Source organism: Dongia sp. (genome assembly GCF_041918875.1).
Lineage (GTDB): Bacteria > Pseudomonadota > Alphaproteobacteria > Dongiales > Dongiaceae > Dongia.
The window spans coordinates 142,881-163,712 of sequence record NZ_JAYRUV010000008.1; the positions used below are offsets into that span (position 1 = coordinate 142,881).

The window sequence follows — 20,832 nt, forward strand, 5'->3', positions numbered from 1 at the left end:
CACCATAGCGTCGCAGAATGCCGGAACAATGCCTAAAACGGCTTGTCACGTGTCTCTGACTTATGTCTTAACATCCAACCCGATTTTGGGACTTGAGGGAAGTATGTTGCAGATCATGTCGCGGCGTGGCGGATGGCGGATTCCGGCGCTTTTTCTGTCGCTTGTTATCATTCTCGCGCCCAGCGTCGCGGCGGCTCGAAATGTCACTGTACTGGTCGATGTCGATGCTGGCGCTATTCTGCGCGCCGAAGGTGCCAATGCGCTCTGGTATCCAGCTTCACTGACTAAAATGATGACTGCCTTCATGGTTTTCGAGGCGGCCAAGGCAGGAAAGATCCATTTCAGCGACAAGATCACGGTCTCGGCCAACGCAGCCGGCCAGTCGCCAACAAAATTCGGTCTCAAGAAGGGACAAAAGATAACGGTAGAACAAGCCCTTACCGCCATGTTGGTGGTCTCGGGCAACGATGCTGCCGTGGCTTTGGCCGAAGCCATCGGCGGGACGGAAGAGCGTTTCGCCCAGATGATGACGGCGACAGCGCATCGGATCGGTATGACGCGAACCGAATTCCGCAATGCCTCCGGCCTGCCACATGCCGGCCAGGTCACGACGGCGCGCGACATGGCGGAGCTCGCCCTGCACATTCTTGAAAGCTACCCCGAACACTATCCGCTTTTCGGCAAGCGCAGCGTCACGATCGCGGGTCGGACGCAGCCTTCGGTCAACGGCATTCTCTCCTCCTATCAAGGGGCGGATGGGATGAAGACCGGCTTTACCTGCGGTTCTGGCTACAATCTGGTGGCTTCGGCCAAAAGGAACGGACGCAGGCTGATCGGCGTGGTTCTCGGGGCCAGTAGCCGGGGCGAGCGGGCTGCTTTGATGACCCAGTTGCTCAATGCCGGGTTTCAGGCGCAGGCAGCCGAAATGCCGAAACTCAAGGATATGACGATCAAGATTTCGGCCGAGGAATTGGGGCCGCCGCCGACCTTGCTCAAAGGCGGCGATTGCGACCAGCGTGTCGCCGAAGACGGCAATTCGACGATAACGACCGCGGCGCGGATCTCCGGTTGGGGCATCGTGTTCGGCGCCTTCCCGCAAAAGACCCAGGCCGAAACCACCATCTCGAGGATGAAATCGCGCCTGAAGGGCACCATAAAGAAAGGCCGTCCCGCGATCATCCAGCGCACCTGGGAAGGGCTGACCCGCTACTCGGCACTCCTTGTCGGCCTTGACCAGGCGGAGGCCGGAAAAGCGTGCAAGCAGGTCTGGGCCGACAATGGCTATTGTTTGGCGCTCAGTCCGGCTGTTCTTTCCAATCCGGATGCCGAATGGCGCTGAAGATGCTGCGGCATTTGATCACATTTTCTTGACTGTACCTGCGGTGGGGGAGCCGGCCGGACCCGTGGGTGTTATGATCACGCCATGAAAATCGGTCTGTCTTGCCTATCCGCCCTGCTCCTTGTTGCGGTCGCAGCCTGCAGTACCCCGGTGCCGCCACGGCCCGCGATGCAGGCATTATCCGCTGCCGGCAATTTCGGGTTCAGTGACCGCGATGTCGACCCGGACACGGTCGAGGTCACCTATCGCGGTGCCGAGGTCAAGGTATCGGCTCGTAATCCACGCGCTGATTCACGCGTCGTGGCGGAGAAGGAGAAGGTGCGCGATCTTGCACTGCTGCACGCAGCCCGCCTTGCCCAGGAACGCGGCGCTCCCGCTTTTCGGATCGTCAGCGAAAAGACCGACAGCGATATCGACGTGCAGTCCTATCCACGCTGCCGGCCTGCGCCGTTCTGGGGTCCTGGTTTCGGCTATTATGGTTACCGGCACGGCTTCGGCTATGGCTGGCCATATTATGACTATACCTGCTCTGAAAACCGGTCGGCCAGCACGCGGGCCGTCTCGGTCATCGTGATCGACCTGGTCGCCAAACCGGTCAGTGGCGACCAATCCGTTTCCACCGCCGAGACGATTACCCGCCTGGAGAAGATCTACGCCGGGGCCACCTACCAATAGCGCCTATTGCGGTGCCTGCTGTCCCTGGCCGTCGCCATTGCTTTCGGGTTTCGGATTGCGGATGGCGATGACCCGCTCGGCTGCTTTGATGGCCCCGTCCTCCAGCCGGCTTTCCAATTCATCGATCAGTGCATAGGCTTTCTTCGAATCCTGCCCCGGCTTCAAGCGGTCGGTCGCAATCCGGGCCCAGACATAGGCTTCGAGATCATTCTTCTCCGCGCCGTTCCCGGTTGCATAGATCTGCGCCATCAGGAGGGCGGCTTTGGAATGGCCGGCATGCGCCGCCTTGAGCGTGTATTCTGCGCCCTTGACCGGATCGGGCTGCAGCCCATCGCCTTCAACCAGCATTTTGCCAACTTCATATTGCGCGGCGGCATTGCCGGCATCGGCCGCTTTGACGATCCATTTCAGCCCTTCGATTTTGTCCTGCCGAACACCCTCGCCATCGACATACATCAGGCCAAGGTAATATTGGGCAGCAAGGTGCCCGCGCTGGGCGGCTTCCCGATACCAGGCGGCGGCTTGATCGAGGTCGCGTTTTATCCCGTCGCCGGAATAGAGCAGATTGGCAAGGTTGAATTGCGCATTGGCATAGCCGAACTCCGCCGCGCGCCGATACCATTGGGCAGCCTTGGTTGCGTCGCGCTCGACGCCCAATCCCTTGTTGTAGAGGATGCCGATATTGTTGATCGCCTCGGCATCGCCGGCTTGCGCCTTCTTCCACCATTCCTGCATCGCCAGCGCGTAATCGCCATGCATGAAGGCGGCCGAACCGGGATCGATGGCGGTGGTGCTCTGCGCCTGGGCGGCGGCCGGCAGCAGGAGCAAGGCGCAGAACAGGAAACGCTTAAGCATTGTCATTGCCCCCATCCTCGCCCTCGCTTTCGCGCAACAGCCCGCTGGGTTCGGCAATGCGGGTGAAATCGTCGGCGCTGAGGCAATGCGTAACGCCGCCATCCGCGGGCCCGAGCGGGAAGAGGGCCCATTGAAAGAAATGATCCGAGCGGCCTTGCCAGGTCAGCTGCGACAGGCCGAAAATAGGCGCGCGTTCGTCGAAGACGCGTTGATAGAGCATCCGATTGAGTTGCTGGCTCTTCTCGCCCCAATCGGTCTCATGCAGCCATTTGCCGGAAAAGTCCTCACCGGAGAATCGCGCGACCTCGGTTCCGACCAGGCGATAGCGGACCCGGAACGGCGCCTCGTGCAGTTCCACGATCGAGAGGTAGGGCAGCCAGTTGCGGAAGGCGAGTGGGTCGATTTCGGCGCGGGCAGGGTAGGGACGGTCCCCGCGCAGGCCGTTCCAGGCCGCCTCCACGCCGTCGATCACATCGGAATCGATCTGTCTGCGGTTGCAAAAACAGATCAGCCCGTCAATCCAGTCCTGTTCCGCCATGATCTGAAAAGCCAATATTCACCCAATGCCGCAGATTCTGCCGGAGTTGCGCCAACCCTGCCAGTTCTATTTGATAGGGGCAATGTCACAGCATGGATACCCTCGATCATGAGCGAACCGGACATCCCGCCAGCGCCGGGCCCAGAAATGCCTGAGGAACTGCAGCCCAAGAAGCATGGGCTGGGCCTCGGGGTGCGCCTGCGCAACTATTTCCTGGCCGGCATCCTCATCACCGCACCGGTCTCTCTCACCATCTACATCGCCTGGCTGTTCATCAACTGGGTCGACCAGACGGTCCTGCCGCTGGTGCCGCCGGAATACAATCCGGAGAACTACCTGCCATTCTCGATCCCCGGCATCGGGCTCATCATCGTCCTCATCGTGCTGACCATGATCGGCGCCGTGACCGCTGGGATATTCGGACGCCTGACGCGCCAGCTGATGGAGAGCATCCTCAACCGGCTGCCGATCATCCGAAGCATCTACAGCGCCATCAAGCAGATCATCGAGACGGTGCTGGCCAATCAGTCGGCCGCTTTCCGCGATTGCGTGCTGGTGGAATTTCCACGCCCCGGCGCCTGGACACTGGGCTTCGTCACCGGCACGACGCCGCCGGAAGTGTCCGCCGCCATCGGCGGCGATGCGCTCACCATCTTCGTGCCGACGACGCCGAACCCGACCTCGGGCTACCTGATCTTCGTGCCCCGCGCGGATGCCAAATATCTCGACATGTCGGTCGAGGACGGCATCAAGCTCGTGGTCTCCGGCGGCATCGTGGCGCCCGGCAAGATTCCGCCCAGGAAAGCGAAACCCTCAGCCTGAACGGATCGTCTTCACCACCGCGTCCTTCTCGAAGAGATAGAGGAGGACGCGGATGGCAAGACCCCGTTCGCTGACCAGTTCCGGATCCATCTCCAGCAGCAGGCGCGCATCGTCGCGGGCGATCTGGATGAGGTCGGCATGGGCGGCGAGATCGGCGAGGTGGAATTCCGGCATGCCGCTCTGCCGCGTGCCCAGCAGCTCGCCGGCACCGCGCAGCCGCAGATCCTCCTCGGCGATGCGGAAGCCGTCCTCGGTCTCGCGCATGATGTTGAGGCGCGCTTTCGCCGCCTCGCTCAAGGGCGTCTGATAGAGCAGGATGCAGCTCGACTTTCCCGAACCGCGCCCGACGCGCCCGCGCAACTGGTGAAGCTGGGCAAGGCCGAAGCGCTCGGCATGCTCGATCACCATGACGGTTGCCTGCGGCACGTCGACGCCGACCTCGATCACCGTGGTGGCGACGAGGATGTCGAGCTCCCCGGCCTGAAACATGGCCATCGTCTTGTCGCGCTCGGCCGCCTTCATCTGCCCATGCACCAGCCCGGCGCGCAAGCCGAAGACAGTCTTCAGCATGTCATGGCGCTCGCTGGCGGCGGCGAGGTCGATTACCTCCGATTCCTCCACGAGCGGGCAGACCCAATAGACGCGGTTGCCTTGCGCGATGGCGCGTTTGAGGCCGCCCGCCACCTCCTCCAGCCGGTCCAGCGGAATGGTGCGCGTGTCGATCGGCTGGCGTCCCGGCGGCTTTTCGGTCAGGCGCGAAACGTCGATATCGCCATAGGCGGTGAGGGTGAGCGTGCGCGGGATGGGCGTCGCCGTCATCACCAGCAGATCGACGCCCTTGCCTTTCTCGGACAGCGCCACGCGCTGCTGCACGCCGAAACGGTGCTGCTCGTCGACCACCGCGAGGCGCAGATCCTGAAAGACGATGCTTTCCTGCACCAGGGCATGCGTGCCCACCACCAGCGGCACGTCGCCCGAGGCGAGCCCTTCGAGGATGCGGTCGCGGTTCTTGCCCTTATCGCGCCCGGTCAGGAGTTCCAGCCGCAGGCCAGCCGCGCGCAGCATCGGCTCCAGCGTCGCGAAATGCTGGCGCGCCAGAATATCCGTGGGCGCCAGCAATGCCGCCTGGCCACCGGCTTCCGCCGCGATCAGCATGGCAAAGAGCGCCACCACCGTCTTGCCGCTGCCGACATCGCCCTGCAGCAGCCTGAGCATGCGCTGCGGCGATGCCATGTCGGCGGCGATCTCCTCGATCGCCTGGCGCTGCGAGGCGGTGAGGTCGTAGGGGAGCCTCGCCTTCACCCGCGACGTGAGCGCCCCCGTGGCGACGCATGGCCGCCCGGCCAGGCGCCGGTTATGCTGGCGCACCAGGGCCAGCGCCACTTGCGCCGCCAGCACCTCGTCATAGGCGAGACGCTGGCGCGCCGGTGTATCCGTTCCCAGATCCGCACCCGATCTTGGATGATGCACTGCCTCGATGGCCGGCTTCCATTTCGGCCACTGATGCCGCTTCATCACATGGGCGTCGATCCATTCCGGCAGTTCCGGCGCCCGCTCCAGCGCCGCCGCCACGGCTTTCAACACCATGCGCGGGGTCAGGCCGGCGGTGAGGCCATAGGTCGGCTCCAGCTTCTTGATCTCGGCCATGCGCTCCGGCGGCAGGATATAGTCCGGATGCACCATGTTGAGCGTGCCGGCGTAACGCTCCACCCGGCCCGACACCACGCGCCATTCACCCGGCGGCAGCAGGTTGGTGAGATATTCGACGCGCGGGTTGAAGAAGACCAGATCGACGGCACCCGTATCGTTGACGCAGGACACGCGGTAAGGCTGACGCGGCCGGAGCGGCGCGAGGTGAATCGTCACCTGTACCTTCAGCGTCACCGTGGCCCCGTCCACGACCGTATCGATCGGCGGTTCCTGCTGCCGTTCCAGCATGCCCGTGGGCAGATGCCACAGCAGCCCCACGACGCTGGGGCCGGTCAGCTTTTCGAACAGCTTGCCCAGCCTCGGCCCGATGCCGGGCAGGCTGGTCACCGACGCAAAGAGCGGGTAAAGGATTTGCGGTCGCAAGAGAATCCGGGTCCGGCTGCAGCTGGAAACGGGGGGAGTCTATGCGCCAAACGGTAAAGAGGGAAGGGTATCGGCATGGACGAGGTGGAGCGGCAGCGCAAAAAGCTGATGTTCCAATGCCATCATCGCGGCACCAAGGAACTTGACCTGGTTCTGGGGCCTTTTGCCGATGCGCATCTGGCGGAACTGAGTGCGGACGAGTTACAGGCTTTGGCGGCTTTCCTGACTGAAATCGACCCGGACATCTATGACTGGCTCTCGGGGCGCGAGCCCCTGCCGCCGCGCCTCCAGAGCCCGGTGACCGAGCTTCTTGTCGCCTTCGGCCGCCGACGTCTTTCGGGTGAGGGCGCCTTTCGGGTGAGGGCGCCTGATGCGTGAGAAGCTGCCCTTCGACGTCCCCGAGGCCGGGCGCCACGATGTTGCCGGCGTGCCCGATGGCCACGACGCTCAACTGGTGGCCGGCATCGCCCGCGCCCGCACCTTGAACGGCGTCCTCCATGTGGCGCGCGACGATCTGCGCATGACCCGCATGGCCGAGGCGCTGAAATTCGTGGCGCCCGATCTCGAGGTTCTGTCTTTCCCGGCCTGGGACTGCCTGCCCTACGACCGCTCCTCGCCGCACCGGGATATCCTGGCCGCGCGCATCGAGACGCTGAGCGCGCTGGCCGCGGCCGGCGCCAGCGGCCGGCCTCTGCCCATCGTCGTCACCACGGTCGGTGCCATGCTGCAGAAAGTCCCGGGTGCCGCATCCTTCGGCAATGCCGGTCTCGACCTCGTCAAGGGTAAGTCCCTGGGCCAGGACGCGCTCATGACCTATCTGCTCGGCAATGGCTATCTCAGGAATGCGACGGTGAGCGAACCCGGCGAGTTCGCGCTGAGGGGCGGCATCGTCGATCTCTTCCCGCCGGGAACGCCGCAACCCCTGCGCATCGATTTCTTCGGCGACGAGATCGAGGATATCCGCCTGTTTGATCCGCTGACGCAGCGCAGTCAGGAAAAGCTCGACCGCTTCCAGATCAAGCCGGTCAACGAGATCACGCTGACTCCGGCTGCGATCGAAGCCTTCCGTACCGGCTACCGTCAGACCTTCGGCTCAAGCGGCTCCGACGATCCGCTCTACGAAGCCATCAGCGCCGGCCGGCATTATCCGGGCATGGAGCATTGGCTGCCGTTGTTCGGGGCACCCCTGGTGACCCTCGACAGTTACCTGCCGCAATGTGTCATCACCCTCGATCATCAGGCTGACGAAGCCAAGCGCGCGCGCCTCGATACCGTCGCCGATTTCTATTCGGCCCGGCGCGATCTGCAGCGGGCCGAGAAGGAATCCGGCGCCACGGCCTACAAGCCGCTGCCGCCCGATCAGCTCTACCTCACCGATGCCGATTGGAAGAATCTCGCCCGCCGGCACACGATCTTCGCCTTCCATCATTTCGGCACCGGCGCCGCGACGACCTTGCGTGCGATGGGGGCGCCGGGCCTTAACTTTGCCGAAGCCCGCATCAATCCCGACATCAATGTCTATGACGCTGCCGCCAAGGCCATCCGCGCCGAACAGCAGACGGGCAAGCGCGTACTGCTCACCGCCGTCAGCCAGGGCGCCGTTGAGCGCATCGGACACCTGCTGGGCGAACACGGCCTGGCCAAGCAGGTCGCCATCGGCAGTCTCGCCGAATTCATGGCCTGGCCGCGCGACACGCTCGGCCGCGCCGTTCTGGGGCTGGAGCAGGGTTACCGCGCCGACGACCTGCTGGTGGTGACCGAGCAGGACATTCTCGGCGACCGCCTGACGCGCACGGTGACCAGGAAGCGCAAGACCGAGACCTTCCTGGCCGAGCTCTCCAATTTCGCCGCGGGCGATTTCATCGTCCATGTCGATCATGGTGTCGGCCGCTATGAAGGTCTGGAAACCCTCGATGTCGGCGGCGCACCGCATGATTGTCTGCGGCTCACCTATGCCGGCAATGACAAGCTCTATGTGCCGGTCGAAAACATCGAAGTCCTCACCCGCTATGGCGGCGAGGATGCCTTTGTCGAACTCGATAAATTGGGCGGCGCCGCCTGGCAGGCGAGGAAAGCCCGCGTCAAGCAGCGTATCAAGGACATCGCCAATCACCTCCTCAAGGTGGCGGCGCAGCGCGCTATCCGCGAAAGCGATCCGTTGCAGGCGCCCGCTGGCTTGTTCGACGAATTCTGTGCCCGCTTCGCCTATGCCGAAACCGAGGACCAGCAGCGCGCCATCGACGATGTGATGACGGATATGGCTGCCGGCAAGCCAATGGACCGCCTGGTTTGCGGTGACGTCGGATTCGGCAAGACCGAGGTCGCCTTGCGTGCTGCCTTCGTCGCCGCCATGAGCGGCAAGCAGGTTGCCGTGGTGACGCCCACGACCTTGCTCTGCCGCCAGCATTTCAAGACCTTTACCGAGCGGTTCCGGGGCTTTCCCGTGCAGGTTCGCCAGCTTTCGCGGCTGGTCGGCGCCAAGGAGACGAAGGAAACCAAGGCCGACCTCAAGGAAGGCAAAGTCGAGATTGTCATCGGCACGCACGCGCTTTTGTCGAAGTCGATCGAATTCGCGGATCTCGGCCTCCTTATCGTCGACGAGGAACAGCATTTCGGCGTCGGCCAGAAGGAGCGTTTGAAGGAACTGCGCGGCGACATTCATGTGCTGACACTCACGGCGACGCCGATTCCGCGCACGCTGCAGCTGGCGCTGACCGGCATCCGCGAAATGAGCCTCATCACCACGCCGCCGGTCGACCGCCTGGCGGTGCGCACCTTCGTGCTGCCCTTCGATCCCGTCGTCATCCGCGAAGCGATCCTCCGGGAACAGTTCCGCGGCGGCCAGATCTTCTATGTCTGCCCGCGCATCGAGGATCTGGAAACGGTGGCGGAACGCATCCGCAAGCTGGTCCCGGAGGTGAAGATTGTCACCGCCCATGGCCAGATGTCGGCAACGGTGCTCGAAAAGGCGATGACCGCCTTCTACGACCGCAGCTACGACATGCTGCTCGCCACCAACATCATCGAATCCGGCCTCGATATTCCCAGCGCCAATACGATGATCATCCATCGCGCCGATATCCTGGGGCTTTCCCAGCTCTATCAGCTGCGCGGACGCATCGGCCGCTCAAAGCTGCGCGGCTATTGCTATCTGACGACCGTGCCCAACAAGAACCTCACCGAGGCCGCGCAGAAGCGCCTCGAGGTGATGCAGACGCTGGACCAGCTGGGCGCCGGTTTCACGCTCGCCAGCCACGATCTCGACATTCGCGGCGCCGGCAATCTGCTGGGCGAGGAACAGTCGGGGCAGGTGCGGGAAGTGGGCGTCGAGCTCTACCAGCAGCTGCTCGAGGAGGCCGTGGCGGAAGCCCGTGGCGATCTCCGCGCGCAGCAGAAACAGGAATGGGCGCCGCAGATCAATCTGGGCACTTCGGTGCTCATTCCGGAAAGCTACGTCACCGATCTCTCGGTGCGGCTGGGCCTTTATCGCCGCATCGCTACGCTGGAGAACGACCAGGAAGCCGAAGCTTTCGCCGCCGAAATGATCGACCGCTTCGGCCCGCTGCCGAACGAGGTGGAAAACCTGCTGAAGATCGTGGCGGTGAAGCGCCTCTGCCGCTCCGCCGGCATCGAACGCATCGAAGCCGGTCCCAAGGGCGCGGTCCTCTCGTTCCGCAACAACCGCTACGCCAAGCCCGACCGCCTCATCGACTACATCTCGAAACGTTCCGATATCATGTCAGTCCGCCCCGACCAGAAACTGGTCTACCGCCAGGACTGGCTGAACGCTGACGCGCGCGTCGGCGGTGTGCGCAAGCTGATGGACAAGCTAGCCGAAATGGCGGCATGACTTCCCCACACCCCAACCCCTCTCCCACCAGGGCAGGGCAATCGCATGTACCCTAATTCGTCAAGCCCGGGGATGACGACCTGAAATAACTTCACATGCGATTCCCTCTCCCCTCGCGGGAGAGGGGCAGGGTGAGGGGGCGTTGCCGCTGACGCAATCTATCAAGACGCCAACCGCTCCTTGTCGTCCTCACGGGCGAGGTCGAACATGGAATAGAGCACTTCCGGCTCTTGCGCGCCCGATAGCCCGAAACGGCCATTGAAGATGAGATAGGGGACGCCGGTGATGCCGAGCCGCCGCGACTGGAAATCCTCGGCCAGAGCCAGATCGATCTCCGGGATGCCTTCGACCGCCGCACGCGCCATGTCGGCCGGCAATCCCATTTCCTCGGCCAAGCCCACCAGCTTATCCGGATCGCCGATATCGGCGCCTTCGGTGAAGTAGGCGCCATAGAACCGGTCGAGGAGTGCGCCCTCACGTCCGATCCGCGCCGCCGCCTGCAGCAGCCGGTGTGAGCGCAGCGTATTGGGGGTGCGCTTGATGCGCTCGAACTGGAACTCAATCCCCTCATTGCGCCCGACACGGGCCACACTGTCGAAGACGCGCTGCGCGCGCTCCAGCGAGCCGAACTTCGCCGTCATGTACTGCGCGCGGTCGATGCCGGCCATCGGCATGCCCGGATTGAGCTGGAACGCCCGCCAGCGAATGATCAGACCCGGCTGCGGCCGATTGGCCAGCGCGCGCATCAGCCGGCGCTTTCCGATATAGCACCAGGGGCAAACGGTATCGGCGAAGATTTCCAAGAGCATGGCGGTATTGTCCTCGCCGACACGCAAGATGGCAAGGGGCCGAGCGGCCTGCACCCCCCCCTCTCCCACGTTGGGGAGAGGGGATTGCAGCGAGCTTGTAATCGACACCCACCTCAAACCCGATAGGGTTCCCTCCCCCCAACGTGGGGGAGGGTTAGGGAGAGGGGGTGGGGCGACCGGGCTCCGCCTTACCCAAAACGCTCCGGATCCAGAAATCGCCGCAGCACATTGAGCGTCATGCGCGAAACATTGTTGTCATATTTGTTGTGTGCCAGCGCGCTCGACCAGCCGATCGATCCGGTCGAAAAGACCGCGCCGCCGCTTGGTGTTTCGAAGAACACGACCTCCGCGCGGCAGCGGTCATTCTCGATGGCATCCAACCCCGGAAATCCCGCCAGCAATTCCTCCGGCGTCAGCAGAAACGTGTTCGAATGCTCGACGGATTTTGCCAGGATCAGGGCATGCGATGGCGTCCCCAATTCCGGATCGGCGGCATCAAGCTCCAGCCCGGCGGCACCGCCGAGAATGCCGAAATCGCCGATCCGCTCATCAGCGCCGATTCCATCGAAGATGAACGCGGCACGCGGATCGAAACTGTCAGCCAGGCGCACATAGTAAGAGCTTGCGTCGAAACCCTCGGTCACGAAGCCGACGCCGAAAACCTTCTGCGGCGCGCGGCCCTGGCTGCGCCACAGCCCGCCGAACTCGCCGCTGAAGGCGTGATAGCGTTCACCCGGCGGCAATTCGTAACAGCGCGTGCCGGCTTCGCCCCGGCGTACTTCGATGGCGGCCGGCCATTCCGGGTTGGTCGCGATGCGCCAGTAGAAACCGTTGCCACCCAGATATATGAGCCGTCCGCCATCCTTCTGATAGCGCTCGAACGCATCCAGCATCTGCGTCGTGTGATATTCCGGATGCGTGCCGGCAATGACGCAGCGATAGTTCTTCAACAGCTCGACGCCCTCGGCATGGATGCGGTCGTCGGTGATGATGTCATAAGGCTGGCCGATCGCGTGCAGCCAATCGGTAATGTGGAGATCGGCGTTGAAGTTCCAGATGGCGCGCTTCGGGCGCGTATTGAGGATCGGCCTCAGCCAGGAGGAATAGGAGCTGCCCGATCCATCGCGATGCCGGTCGTAGAGCGACACACCGAAATCGCGCCGTTCTTTCAGGAACTGCTCCGCCGGCCCCAGTTCCAGCAAGGCACCATAGCAGACTTCGGAGAGGGCATCCTCATAGCCGTGATGCGAGTTGGCGTAGGCGAGATAGGTGTAGGTCGAGGCCAGCAAGGCGACCGAGGCCGTGACCTTGCCCTTGGGCGGCAGCACGAAGAAGGGCAGGATGTCCTCGCCGCCACCCGGAATCGTCAGTTCGCAGGCATAGATGCCGCTGGCCAGATCATCGGGCAGGGTCCAGGCGAAATCCGTCGCCCAGCCCATGTCATAGAGATCGTCGCAATGGAAATGGATGGCACCGTAAAGGTCCGGCCGCTCGCGCCAGTTTGTGGTCTCGGAATGCCAGTTCGATCCCGTCACCGCGCGCGTGGGCAGGTTGACGAGCTCGGCGTCGTGGCCGTTTCCGCTCTGGTCCTTGACCGACTTCGCGGCCATGTCGCGGCTGAAATCCCAGCGCGCGATGCAGGGCACCGATGCCCAGCTCGGGTGACTGATGCGCAAGGGGTCGAGATAGCCGGCATAGAGGGCAGGCGCTTCGACCTTGCCGTCGAAATGATGCTGCGACTGCCGCCGCCCGGCCTGACCCGGTATCAGCGATGCGCCGACCGTGATGGTCGCCGCCGTCAGGTCCGGCAAGGTGAAGGGAATGACCGCCGATCCGTCGCTGTGATCGGGCTCGCCGAACTGCCGCTCGAGCGGTCGCTGGATGACGACAAGGCGCCGGTCTGTCGCGTCGTAGCTCGCCGCCAGCAGATACCAGCGCTTTGAGGCCAGCGGCCGCCCGGTGCCCAATGTGATCTGTCCGCGCCCGTCGCCCACCGTGACGGCGCCGGCGCCGCTGCGGTCGAGGCAGAGTGTGACGCCGCGCGTGGAGCCAGCTTGCGAAACGTCATGGCAGGCGATGATGGTTTGCGGGGCTTCCTTGTCGATCCAATGCCCTTGCACGATGGCAGCCATGGTGAAGCCGGCGGAGCTGAGAAACGTCGCCGGCTGCTTGACCAGCATGTAGGAGCCCGCATCGACCGCCTGTTTGCGGCCGGGATAGCTGCCGTTCACCTTGGCATCGACCGGGATCGCTTTGTAGCCCGGGCTCGCCGGCCCATCGTCACCGCAGATGAGGCGCACGATGCGCGCATCGAAGGCACTGCCGCCACCCTCGCACGAGACCTTGAAATCAAGACGTTCGCCGGGGCGTGCCGAGGGGCGGTCCGTATAGCCGACGATCTTGAGCATGGTCACATCAATCCAGTGCGAGGTCCTGGCCGGTCAATCGCTTCCAGCGCAACTTGAAAACGGCCCATTCCGCCTCGATGCGGTCCTGGAACAGATCGCCGGTCAGAATCATCGGGTCTTGCGGGCGGCGGCCGAGCTGGGCGAGTTTCCACGGGCCGAAGCGATTGTCGCGCAGCAGCACGTAATGCCCTTCGAACGGCTCCGAGCGCATGCGGTTGAGCACGCGCTGCAGCTCAGCACTATGCCGGCCGAAGGGCTTGCGCTTGAACTCCTGCGCCAGATCGATGCGGCTGGGATCGATATCGTACATGGGGCGGCACCCTAGCAGAGCTTGCTGATTCGGCGCAGCGCCTCGTCGAGCGTCTCGAACTTCTTGGCAAAGCAGAACCGCACCACGCTCGTCACCGCATCCTCCGCATAGAAAGCGCTGACCGGGATCGACGCTACGCGCGCTTCCTCGACCAGGAGCTTGGCGAAGGCATTGTCGTCCATGCCGGCAAAGCGCCCTTTGGTGAGGTCGACATTGAGGAAGTAGGTGGCGTTCGACGGGATGACGGCGAAGCCAAGCTTGGTGAGGCCGTCGGCGAAACGGTCCTGCGCCGCCTGGAAGTCGCGCCGCATGCCGGCGAAGTAGTCATCCGGCTTGTCGAGCCCGTAGGCCACCGCCGCCTGCAGGCTGGGCGGGGTGGTGAAGGTTATATACTGGTGCGCCTTTGCAACCACTTTCAGGATCTCAGGCGCGGCGCAGACGAAACCGACTTTCCATCCGGTAAGTGAAAAGATCTTCCCCGCGGAGCCTATTTTGAGCGTTTTTCGGCGCAGTTCCGGGATGGTTAGGGTCGGGCTATATTCTACATTGTAGAACAAAAGGTGCTCCCAGACCTCGTCGCAGACCAGGATGGCATCGTGCGCGACGATGTATTTGGCCAGCAGATCGAGGTCAGCCCGTGAAAAAACCGAACCGGTCGGATTGAGCGGGTGGTTGAGCAGTACAACCCGCGTCTTCGGGCTGAAAGCGGCCCGCAGCTGGCCCTCATCGATCCCCCAAAGGGGCGGTTTCAGCGTCACGAAGCGGGGAATCCCGCCCGCGCGCCGCACCAGCGGCAGGTAGGCATCGTACATCGGCTGGAACAGCACCACCTCGTCGCCCGGTTCGATCAGGGCGAGGAGGGCGCCGGCCAGCGCTTCGGTGGCGCCCGAGGTCACCATGACCTCATTTTCCCAATCCAGATCAAGGGCATGGAAGCGTTTGTAGTGGCGCGCGATCGACTGGCGGAGTTCAGGAATCCCCATCATCGGCGGATACTGGTTCCAGCCATCGACAACCGCTTCGGCCGCTTTCCGGCGCACGTCAAGAGGTCCCGGATCGTCGGGAAAGCCTTGCCCCAGATTGACGGCGTCGAACTGGCGCGCCAGGCGGGACATGGTTTCGAAGACGCTGGTTGAGGTCCGGGCGAAGATCGGATTCATGCGAGCACTCGTAACAAAGGCGGCCGATCCTTGTGCGACGCGCGCCACACGTTGTCAACCCACTGTTCTAGCGTCGAATTTCCGGCGAATGTAACAGCGGGACAAGGCCGGCCGAATGCTTCATCATCGGCTTGCGGAGGAGTTCCATCTTGTATCCATGGTGCGATCGATCCGGCCAACTGTCCTGGCTGAAACTGAGTGTGTTCATCGGCGTCCTGCTGCCGGGATTGTGGGCGGCCTTCATCTGGGCTGCGGGCAAGACGCCGGCGCCAGGTGCGCTGGGCGCGAATGCGATGCCGGTGACGGCAGCCTTGCAACTCGTCGGCCTATGGTCGGTGCGCTTCCTGCTGATCACGCTCAGCGTGACACCGATGCGCCGCATCGGCGGCTGGCCGCGCCTCGTCACATTGCGGCGCATGCTGGGCGTCACGGCTTTTGCCTATGTCGCAATCCACTTCACGCTCTACATCGTGCAGCAGAATTACCGCCTGCTCTTCGTCGCCAGCGAGATCGCGCTGCGCATCTATCTGACCATCGGCTTCGTCGCGCTGGCCGGCCTCGCTATTCTGGCGCTGACTTCGACCGACGGCGCGATGCGGCGGCTGGGCGGCAGGAAGTGGCAGCGCCTGCATTATCTCGTCTATCCGCTGACGGCGATCGGTCTCGCGCATTTTTTCATGCAGTCGAAGATCAATGTCGCCGAGCCGTTGCTGATGAGCGGTTTCTTCATCTGGCTGATGCTCTATCGCCTGGCCTATCGCTGGAACGGCGAGAGATCACCGAATGCGTGGCACTTGGTGGTGCTGGCGGCGGTGGCGGCTGGCGTGACGCTGCTGGGCGAGGCGGCGTGGTATGAATTTGCAACCGGTATCGGCGCAAGGCGCATCCTGGCGGCGAGCTTCGACTTTCGCCATGTGCGGCCGTTCTGGTGGGTGCTGGCGGCGGGGGTCGCCGTCATGCTCCTGAAACTGGTGGCGGACCGGCTGTGGTCGCCGCACCGGGCAGCGGCGAAGCGGGCGACGGTCGCGGCCTGAATTCGGCTTCATTCATCCGGGCGCGGCGGTTATGTTAGTCGTATCGTTGTCCCTTTTCGTCGAGCAAGACCCGTGGCCCGCATTGCCGTCACGACCCCAATCGAAGCGTCGAGACCGTGATGTCGTTCGACGACTCCGTCATCCTCCACCCGGCATTGCGCACTATTTTCCGCTATTGGCGTGGCCTGTCGGTTGGCGGTGCGCTGCCGCGCCGGCGCGAGATCGATCCGGGCGAACTGCGTCAGTTCCTGCCGCATCTTTATCTCCTCGATGCCGGTGCCACGCCGGACGATCTGCGCTATCGGCTGGCCGGTAGCCGCATCGTCCAGGCGTTCGGCTTCGAGCCCGGCGGGCGAACGCGCGCCGAAATCCGCGCGCAGCAGGTGAGGCCTGAGCGCCAAGCCGAGTTCGACCGCACCAGCGCGGAGACACACCGCATCGTCAGCGAACGGGTCGTCGCCTATACGCACGACCACATGACATCCTACACCAAGGATTACCTGGCCTACGCACGCCTCAACATGCCCATCTCGGAGGATGGACAGCGTGCCAGCGGGGTATTGGGGGCGATCTATCTTTCAAGCGATGCGCAGCCGTTCTGGGACAAGTTCGAGGAGATGCACATCGAGTTTCCCCTGGCCCGGATTCTGAGTCCTTCCGTGTGAACCAGATCCTCATTCAGGCGGCGCAAACAGCGTCACCCCGATCTTGCCAAGGGCCATCCGTTTGGCGGGCGACGCGATCTCGCGCACGATAAGCCTGCGCTGCCGCAGATCAAGCGACTTGACTATCTTGCAGAATGCCGGCGACGGCTCGCCGGTGCTGGACCATGGAATCTTGGCAAGCGTGATCGTTGCCAGCTTCGTCGACATCGGCAATTTGCCGAGAAAAGCGGAATCAACGGTGGGTAGCTCGAAAGCAACCGACTTGAACAGCGAGGAGAGGCGCATGGTGAGGTCCGTCAGGCGCGTCGCTGCAACGTCTGCCGGAATATCGCGCAGTTCGACGACGATCTGGCTCTTCGCTGCATCGCCCAGAGTGCGCGCGACCTTGAGCCAGGCTTCCGACATGCGGGCGTTGGCCAGCGTTTCCGCGCTGACCTGAGTGAGGATGATTTTGCCTGCCCCATGGCCCAAGCCGGCAAGGACTTGCTCCGCAGCGCCGGCCAGCAGAAAAGTCTGCGCCTCCAGCTCGTAGCCGATCTCGCCCAGCGAATGCAGCGATTGCACGGCCTCGCGCAGGCTCTTGGGAAGATGGATGGTGGTGATGGGTGTCGGCTTTCCTTCGACGTTCAGCACTGGCGCACTGATCGCCCGCATACTGCGCAAGCCATGCGTCAATGCGTCCCGGGCCTCTTTTTCGACGCGGTTGCGTTCCGCCTTCAAACGGCGCTCGATCGACTGAACGATCGTCTCCTCGTTCTTCGTCTCCGATTGCTCCACCGGGACGGTGGATGAGAAGGCCGCGACGCGCGCTTCCGCCAGTTCCGGCATCTCGCCCAGGAGCTTTTCCTTGATTTCGGCGGCGATGGCGTTGGCCTTGAACTGCGCTTCGGTGGCGGACAAATGCGAGAACAGGACCAGATAGCCGTCATCCTTGGTGCGCCTGAAGATATCGCCATGCCGCAGATGGTTCTGAATCGTCCGCTCTGCCAGGCTGTGCGCCCGCTCCGCCAGGGCCTGCCATTTGTCGCCCAAGGATTCCTTGATGGCTTCAAGACCGACGAGCTGCAGTTTCCCGGCCACCACGGACGGATCCTGATTACCCGAACTCAAAGCCTGGCGGACGGCAAGTTCAAAGGTCCAATCTTTATCCACCGCGTCCTTGGACGCGCCGAGGCGCAAGGTGAGGACGTGATAGAGATTTCCGTCCTGCTGCCGGATGCTGGTCAGTTCGACCTCGCCAGCAACCGGCTGCTTGCCTTTTACTTCCAGGAAGCATTTCAACTGGCGCGTCTGGTCGAGGGCGGAAGCGCTGGTCATCATCCCGTCCAGGCTCGGGCGGTCGGCCTCGGCCAGGCAATTGAGAACGGGCTTGCCCATCAGGTCGAAAATGCTCCAGCCGAGACGGCGGGTCACGGCCGTGTTAGCCATCACCACCTTGCCGGCGCTGTCGGCGACGGCGAGCGGTTCGTTGATCACGCCGAAGACGGAGGCCAGCAGGCGCTGCGTCGATTCACGGCCAAGTTCGGCCGTCTTGCGCGCCGAGATGTCGCGCCCGACGCGAACGAAATGGATGAGCTTGCCGGCATCGTCGAAAACCGGCGAGGTGCTGAGTTCGAGCCAGTGTCCGCGGCCGGTACGATGGCGCGCTTCCTGGTCGACGATGACGGCCTGCTTGGACGCCGCAACCTCGCGCAGCATCTCGAGCACCGCCACGAACTTGTCGGCCGCGAAAAGCGTTCCTAGACGGCGGCCGACAAGTTCGCGCGGTGTATAGCCAGATGTGCGTTCGACTGCGGCCGTGGCGAATTGGATCACCGGACCCAGCGGATTGTCGATATCCGGGTCGGTAACGATCACGGTCTCGTTCGACTGAGAGGCGATGACGCCGCCAAGCAAATTGATGAAATAACTGTCGTTCCTGGGTTCGGCCATCGCAATCGTCATCAGTTGTGGCTCACTTACACTATTGGATTAAAGTCTGGCGCAGATAGCAAGCACCAGTCTGTCGGTCCCTGCAACAGCTAACCCCCAAGCGGCGCAAAAGTTGGCTGCTGTGATGGATTCGGGTGGATTTTCCTAATGAGGTAGAAAGACCCAGTGGCATCGTCCCCGTACCAGCAGGCCGGATCGTCATCCACCGCCGATCCATCTCGATGATAAGCCGCCGCCAGTCCGCGCTGGCGGTGCCACCGGGGCAATCCCGGCATCTGGATGGAGATGAGCATGAGCTATCGTCGCCTGGAACGGACCTCCGCAGAAGTCGCGCAGATTCGGCGCGAGATCATCTGGACGGTCTTTGAAGTGTCGATCAGCCTGGTTCGGCGCACGAAAGACAGACGGGTCCTCCTTGACGTTGCCGACGGCATAGACCGCCTCAGCGCCAGGCTGCGTCGCGTCGCGGCGCGCAAGGGCTGAGCAGCGATCGGGCGGAGCAGGGGCATGTCTGCGTCTGCTCCGCCGATTTTCTGCCCGTGGCCGGTTCCGGTGCTTAGGTCATGTTGCGACCCGGACGTTCACGTCGGCGGCCGATCCGTCACCGAGCCGCCGGTTGGTGCAACAGATGAGCAGATCGGCACCGAATTCGATCAACCCAGCGCCACCAACTCTTCAGGAATGCCCTATTCGTAAGAGGCAATTGAAAATGGAGGCTCTTGAAATGCTGATCATACATCACCTGGGGCTCTCGCAATCCGACCGAATTGTATGGCTCTGTGAGGAGCTTGGGATCGATTATGAACTCAGGCGCTACGAACGCGATCCAAAGACTCGGCTTGCGCCGCCTGATTATCGCGCACTCACGCCGTTCGGAACGGCGCCAGTGATCAGCGATGGCGAGGTCGTCCTGGGTGAATCTGCCGCAATTGTCGAATACATCGCAGAAATGCACGGCAACGGTCGCTTTCTGGTTCGGCGCGGTTCGCCCAACTATCCCGAGTTCCTGTTCTGGTTTCACTTCGCAAATGGATCGTTCATGCCTGCCGCCATGGTCAATTCGATTGCCAGCCGGGTCGGAAATGAGGATGCGGTCGTGGCGGCGCTCAGCGCACGCCTGGATCGGGCGTATGATTTGATCGATGAGAGGCTTGGAAACACACTGTTTCTGGCTGGAGATGCATTCACGGTGGCGGATATCATGATGCTCTTTCCATTGACCACCATGCGGGCCTTCTCGAAGCGAGACATCGGTCCATATGTTCACATCCGCGCGTATCTGCAGCGCATAGCGGCCCGCCCGGCTTTCCAACGTGCTATGAAAAAAGCCGACCCGGGCTTTGAGTTGCCGCTGACTTGATGATCCGGTTCGCCATGCCAAGCGGCCTGAGCCGATCCGCTATCAAGCAGGTGCGACAAACAATCTGAATGGCTATTCTGCAGAAATGCTTAACGATGGTTCCATGAGCGCAAAGGCGGACGACAAGAGCAGCGGCCTTCTGGCTCGGCCCCGGATCGGGTTCGCCGCTCGTGTCGTCCAACATAGCGAATTGCGGTTCAGCCGGATCGTCATCGATCGCCCGGTGCTGATAGTACTGCGCCACGGGACCAAGAGCCTTCGGTCCGCCAGAGGGCAATGGTCCGTCAGAGGTGGGGAGGCCATCGCGATCGCAGGCGGACAGACCTTCGATGTAACCAACCGATTGTCCGACAAAGGCGTCTACGAGGCGCGGTGGCTCGTCTGGGACGAGACGATCATTGAGCGCTTCGAACAGAGCGCGGGCAATGCGCGTGCCCTGACCGGGGCAGTTGCCCTCGGGAAGATCGATCCGCACTTTTCCTCCGCCTTCGATCGCGCTCTCGAAGCAATATCCGAGCAGCAGCGCATTCCAGATGATATCGCGGAACACAGGCTCGCTGAGGTTCTGATATGGCTGTCTCTTCGCCGAGTTCATTTCCCTGCCGCGGAAAATTCGTCCATCGCGCTGAAGGTACGGAGGCTTTTCGAGACTTCTCTCACCGAGCGGTGGACGGCAGCAAGCGTGGCGCGACATCTCGCCATGAGTGAGGCGACGCTACGAAGACGTCTGGCCGCCGAAGGAACAACCCTTGGCTATCTCCTTTCGGACGTCCGCATGTCCTTTGCCATGTTGCTGCTGCAGTCTACTGAGCAAGCAGTCAATCACATAGCGCGCGAGGTCGGGTATGAGTCACCATCCCGATTTGCCATCCGGTTTCGGGAGCGATTTGGATTTCCGCCCACAGCTATCAGAGGGCATGCGCGCAACTACCCCGGGCAAGAACGATCCGATAGAGATCAATGAATAGAATCGGACTTGATCCGCCAGGAGATACGTGAATG

The 20,832-nt window shown here is 62.8% G+C and carries 18 protein-coding genes; 10 read left to right on the plus strand and 8 right to left on the minus strand.

What is annotated here, in order from left to right; all coding sequences use genetic code 11:
- Positions 1-103 precede the first annotated feature (103 nt).
- A complete protein-coding gene (locus tag ACE3TY_RS10465) occupies positions 104-1,339 on the plus strand; it encodes a D-alanyl-D-alanine carboxypeptidase family protein (protein WP_374652974.1) in 1,236 nt (411 codons plus the stop codon).
- Between the two features lie 84 nt (positions 1,340-1,423).
- Positions 1,424-2,014, plus strand: coding sequence for a hypothetical protein (locus ACE3TY_RS10470; protein ID WP_374652975.1), 591 nt, complete (start codon positions 1,424-1,426; stop codon positions 2,012-2,014).
- Positions 2,015-2,017: 3 nt separating this feature from the next.
- On the opposite strand, the gene ACE3TY_RS10475 is transcribed toward ACE3TY_RS10470, so the two are convergent.
- Entirely contained in the window at positions 2,018-2,875 is an 858-nt protein-coding gene (locus tag ACE3TY_RS10475; protein ID WP_374652976.1) for a tetratricopeptide repeat protein, read from the minus strand.
- Complete coding sequence (locus ACE3TY_RS10480) at positions 2,862-3,407, minus strand: PAS domain-containing protein (RefSeq protein ID WP_374652977.1); 546 nt, start codon at positions 3,405-3,407, stop codon at positions 2,862-2,864. The genes ACE3TY_RS10475 and ACE3TY_RS10480 overlap by 14 nt, the downstream gene beginning before the upstream one ends.
- 108 nt (positions 3,408-3,515) lie before the next feature.
- Between ACE3TY_RS10480 and ACE3TY_RS10485 the strand changes: the two genes are divergently transcribed.
- On the plus strand, positions 3,516-4,229 hold the full coding sequence (locus ACE3TY_RS10485) for a DUF502 domain-containing protein (protein WP_374652978.1): 714 nt from the start codon (positions 3,516-3,518) through the stop codon (positions 4,227-4,229).
- Here ACE3TY_RS10485 and recG read toward each other — a convergent pair.
- Positions 4,221-6,302 (minus strand): ATP-dependent DNA helicase RecG, encoded by a 2,082-nt coding sequence (gene recG, locus ACE3TY_RS10490; protein WP_374652979.1) that lies wholly within the window; start codon positions 6,300-6,302, stop codon positions 4,221-4,223. The two genes, ACE3TY_RS10485 and recG, sit on opposite strands and share 9 nt — an antisense overlap.
- A 75-nt stretch (positions 6,303-6,377) precedes the next feature.
- Here recG and ACE3TY_RS10495 point away from each other — a divergent pair, with 75 nt between their 5' ends.
- Entirely contained in the window at positions 6,378-6,680 is a 303-nt protein-coding gene (locus ACE3TY_RS10495) for a succinate dehydrogenase assembly factor 2 (RefSeq protein ID WP_374652980.1), read from the plus strand.
- Positions 6,673-10,152, plus strand: a complete 3,480-nt coding sequence (mfd, locus tag ACE3TY_RS10500; RefSeq protein ID WP_374652981.1) for a transcription-repair coupling factor — start codon at positions 6,673-6,675, stop codon at positions 10,150-10,152. The genes ACE3TY_RS10495 and mfd overlap by 8 nt, the downstream gene beginning before the upstream one ends.
- Positions 10,153-10,313: 161 nt before the next feature.
- Here mfd and ACE3TY_RS10505 read toward each other — a convergent pair whose 3' ends face one another.
- The 4 genes from ACE3TY_RS10505 to ACE3TY_RS10520 all read right to left on the minus strand — a co-directional run bounded on the left by ACE3TY_RS10505 (position 10,314) and on the right by ACE3TY_RS10520 (position 14,839).
- Positions 10,314-11,015 (minus strand): DsbA family oxidoreductase, encoded by a 702-nt coding sequence (locus ACE3TY_RS10505; RefSeq protein WP_374652982.1) that lies wholly within the window; start codon positions 11,013-11,015, stop codon positions 10,314-10,316.
- 134 nt (positions 11,016-11,149) lie between these two features.
- Positions 11,150-13,369, minus strand: a complete 2,220-nt coding sequence (locus tag ACE3TY_RS10510; RefSeq protein ID WP_374652983.1) for a N,N-dimethylformamidase beta subunit family domain-containing protein — start codon at positions 13,367-13,369, stop codon at positions 11,150-11,152.
- A gap of 7 nt (positions 13,370-13,376) precedes the next feature.
- Complete coding sequence (locus ACE3TY_RS10515) at positions 13,377-13,679, minus strand: hypothetical protein (RefSeq protein WP_374652984.1); 303 nt, start codon at positions 13,677-13,679, stop codon at positions 13,377-13,379.
- A gap of 11 nt (positions 13,680-13,690) precedes the next feature.
- Entirely contained in the window at positions 13,691-14,839 is a 1,149-nt protein-coding gene (locus tag ACE3TY_RS10520; protein WP_374652985.1) for an aminotransferase, read from the minus strand.
- A gap of 149 nt (positions 14,840-14,988) precedes the next feature.
- Between ACE3TY_RS10520 and ACE3TY_RS10525 the strand changes: the two genes are divergently transcribed.
- Together ACE3TY_RS10525 and ACE3TY_RS10530 are read left to right on the plus strand one after the other, a co-directional pair.
- Positions 14,989-15,873, plus strand: coding sequence for a sulfite oxidase heme-binding subunit YedZ (locus ACE3TY_RS10525; protein WP_374652986.1), 885 nt, complete (start codon positions 14,989-14,991; stop codon positions 15,871-15,873).
- 119 nt (positions 15,874-15,992) lie between these two features.
- The gene (locus ACE3TY_RS10530; RefSeq protein ID WP_374652987.1) at positions 15,993-16,538 is read left to right on the plus strand and encodes a PAS domain-containing protein; all 546 of its coding nucleotides are present in this window, start codon (positions 15,993-15,995) and stop codon (positions 16,536-16,538) included.
- 9 nt (positions 16,539-16,547) lie between these two features.
- On the opposite strand, the gene ACE3TY_RS10535 is transcribed toward ACE3TY_RS10530, so the two are convergent.
- The gene (locus ACE3TY_RS10535; protein ID WP_374652988.1) at positions 16,548-18,482 is read right to left on the minus strand and encodes a PAS domain-containing protein; all 1,935 of its coding nucleotides are present in this window, start codon (positions 18,480-18,482) and stop codon (positions 16,548-16,550) included.
- Positions 18,483-18,761: 279 nt separating this feature from the next.
- On the opposite strand from ACE3TY_RS10535, the gene ACE3TY_RS10540 reads away from it, so the two are divergent.
- The 3 genes from ACE3TY_RS10540 to ACE3TY_RS10550 all read left to right on the plus strand — a co-directional run bounded on the left by ACE3TY_RS10540 (position 18,762) and on the right by ACE3TY_RS10550 (position 20,794).
- Complete coding sequence (locus tag ACE3TY_RS10540; protein WP_374652989.1) at positions 18,762-18,953, plus strand: hypothetical protein; 192 nt, start codon at positions 18,762-18,764, stop codon at positions 18,951-18,953.
- A 145-nt stretch (positions 18,954-19,098) separates the two neighbouring features.
- Positions 19,099-19,830: a glutathione S-transferase family protein gene (locus ACE3TY_RS10545; protein WP_374652990.1), complete on the plus strand. Its 732-nt coding sequence runs from the start codon at positions 19,099-19,101 to the stop codon at positions 19,828-19,830.
- Positions 19,831-19,933: 103 nt separating this feature from the next.
- A complete protein-coding gene (locus tag ACE3TY_RS10550) occupies positions 19,934-20,794 on the plus strand; it encodes a helix-turn-helix transcriptional regulator (protein WP_374652991.1) in 861 nt (286 codons plus the stop codon).
- Positions 20,795-20,832 lie beyond the last annotated feature (38 nt).

What these genes read in the sequence shown, in the direction of transcription:
- ACE3TY_RS10550 (WP_374652991.1), top strand. Translation starts at nt 19,934, where the DNA reads ATGAGCGCAAAGGCGGACGACAAGAGCAGCGGCCTTCTGGCTCGGCCC.
- ACE3TY_RS10530 (WP_374652987.1), top strand. Translation starts at nt 15,993, where the DNA reads ATGTCGTTCGACGACTCCGTCATCCTCCACCCGGCATTGCGCACTATT.
- ACE3TY_RS10480 (WP_374652977.1), bottom strand. Translation starts at nt 3,407, where the DNA reads ATGGCGGAACAGGACTGGATTGACGGGCTGATCTGTTTTTGCAACCGC.
- ACE3TY_RS10495 (WP_374652980.1), top strand. Translation starts at nt 6,378, where the DNA reads ATGGACGAGGTGGAGCGGCAGCGCAAAAAGCTGATGTTCCAATGCCAT.
- ACE3TY_RS10470 (WP_374652975.1), top strand. Translation starts at nt 1,424, where the DNA reads ATGAAAATCGGTCTGTCTTGCCTATCCGCCCTGCTCCTTGTTGCGGTC.
- ACE3TY_RS10485 (WP_374652978.1), top strand. Translation starts at nt 3,516, where the DNA reads ATGAGCGAACCGGACATCCCGCCAGCGCCGGGCCCAGAAATGCCTGAG.
- ACE3TY_RS10545 (WP_374652990.1), top strand. Translation starts at nt 19,099, where the DNA reads ATGAGCAGATCGGCACCGAATTCGATCAACCCAGCGCCACCAACTCTT.
- ACE3TY_RS10535 (WP_374652988.1), bottom strand. Translation starts at nt 18,482, where the DNA reads ATGACGATTGCGATGGCCGAACCCAGGAACGACAGTTATTTCATCAAT.
- ACE3TY_RS10510 (WP_374652983.1), bottom strand. Translation starts at nt 13,369, where the DNA reads ATGCTCAAGATCGTCGGCTATACGGACCGCCCCTCGGCACGCCCCGGC.
- ACE3TY_RS10540 (WP_374652989.1), top strand. Translation starts at nt 18,762, where the DNA reads ATGAGCTATCGTCGCCTGGAACGGACCTCCGCAGAAGTCGCGCAGATT.
- ACE3TY_RS10475 (WP_374652976.1), bottom strand. Translation starts at nt 2,875, where the DNA reads ATGACAATGCTTAAGCGTTTCCTGTTCTGCGCCTTGCTCCTGCTGCCG.
- ACE3TY_RS10520 (WP_374652985.1), bottom strand. Translation starts at nt 14,839, where the DNA reads ATGAATCCGATCTTCGCCCGGACCTCAACCAGCGTCTTCGAAACCATG.
- mfd (WP_374652981.1), top strand. Translation starts at nt 6,673, where the DNA reads ATGCGTGAGAAGCTGCCCTTCGACGTCCCCGAGGCCGGGCGCCACGAT.
- ACE3TY_RS10465 (WP_374652974.1), top strand. Translation starts at nt 104, where the DNA reads ATGTTGCAGATCATGTCGCGGCGTGGCGGATGGCGGATTCCGGCGCTT.
- ACE3TY_RS10515 (WP_374652984.1), bottom strand. Translation starts at nt 13,679, where the DNA reads ATGTACGATATCGATCCCAGCCGCATCGATCTGGCGCAGGAGTTCAAG.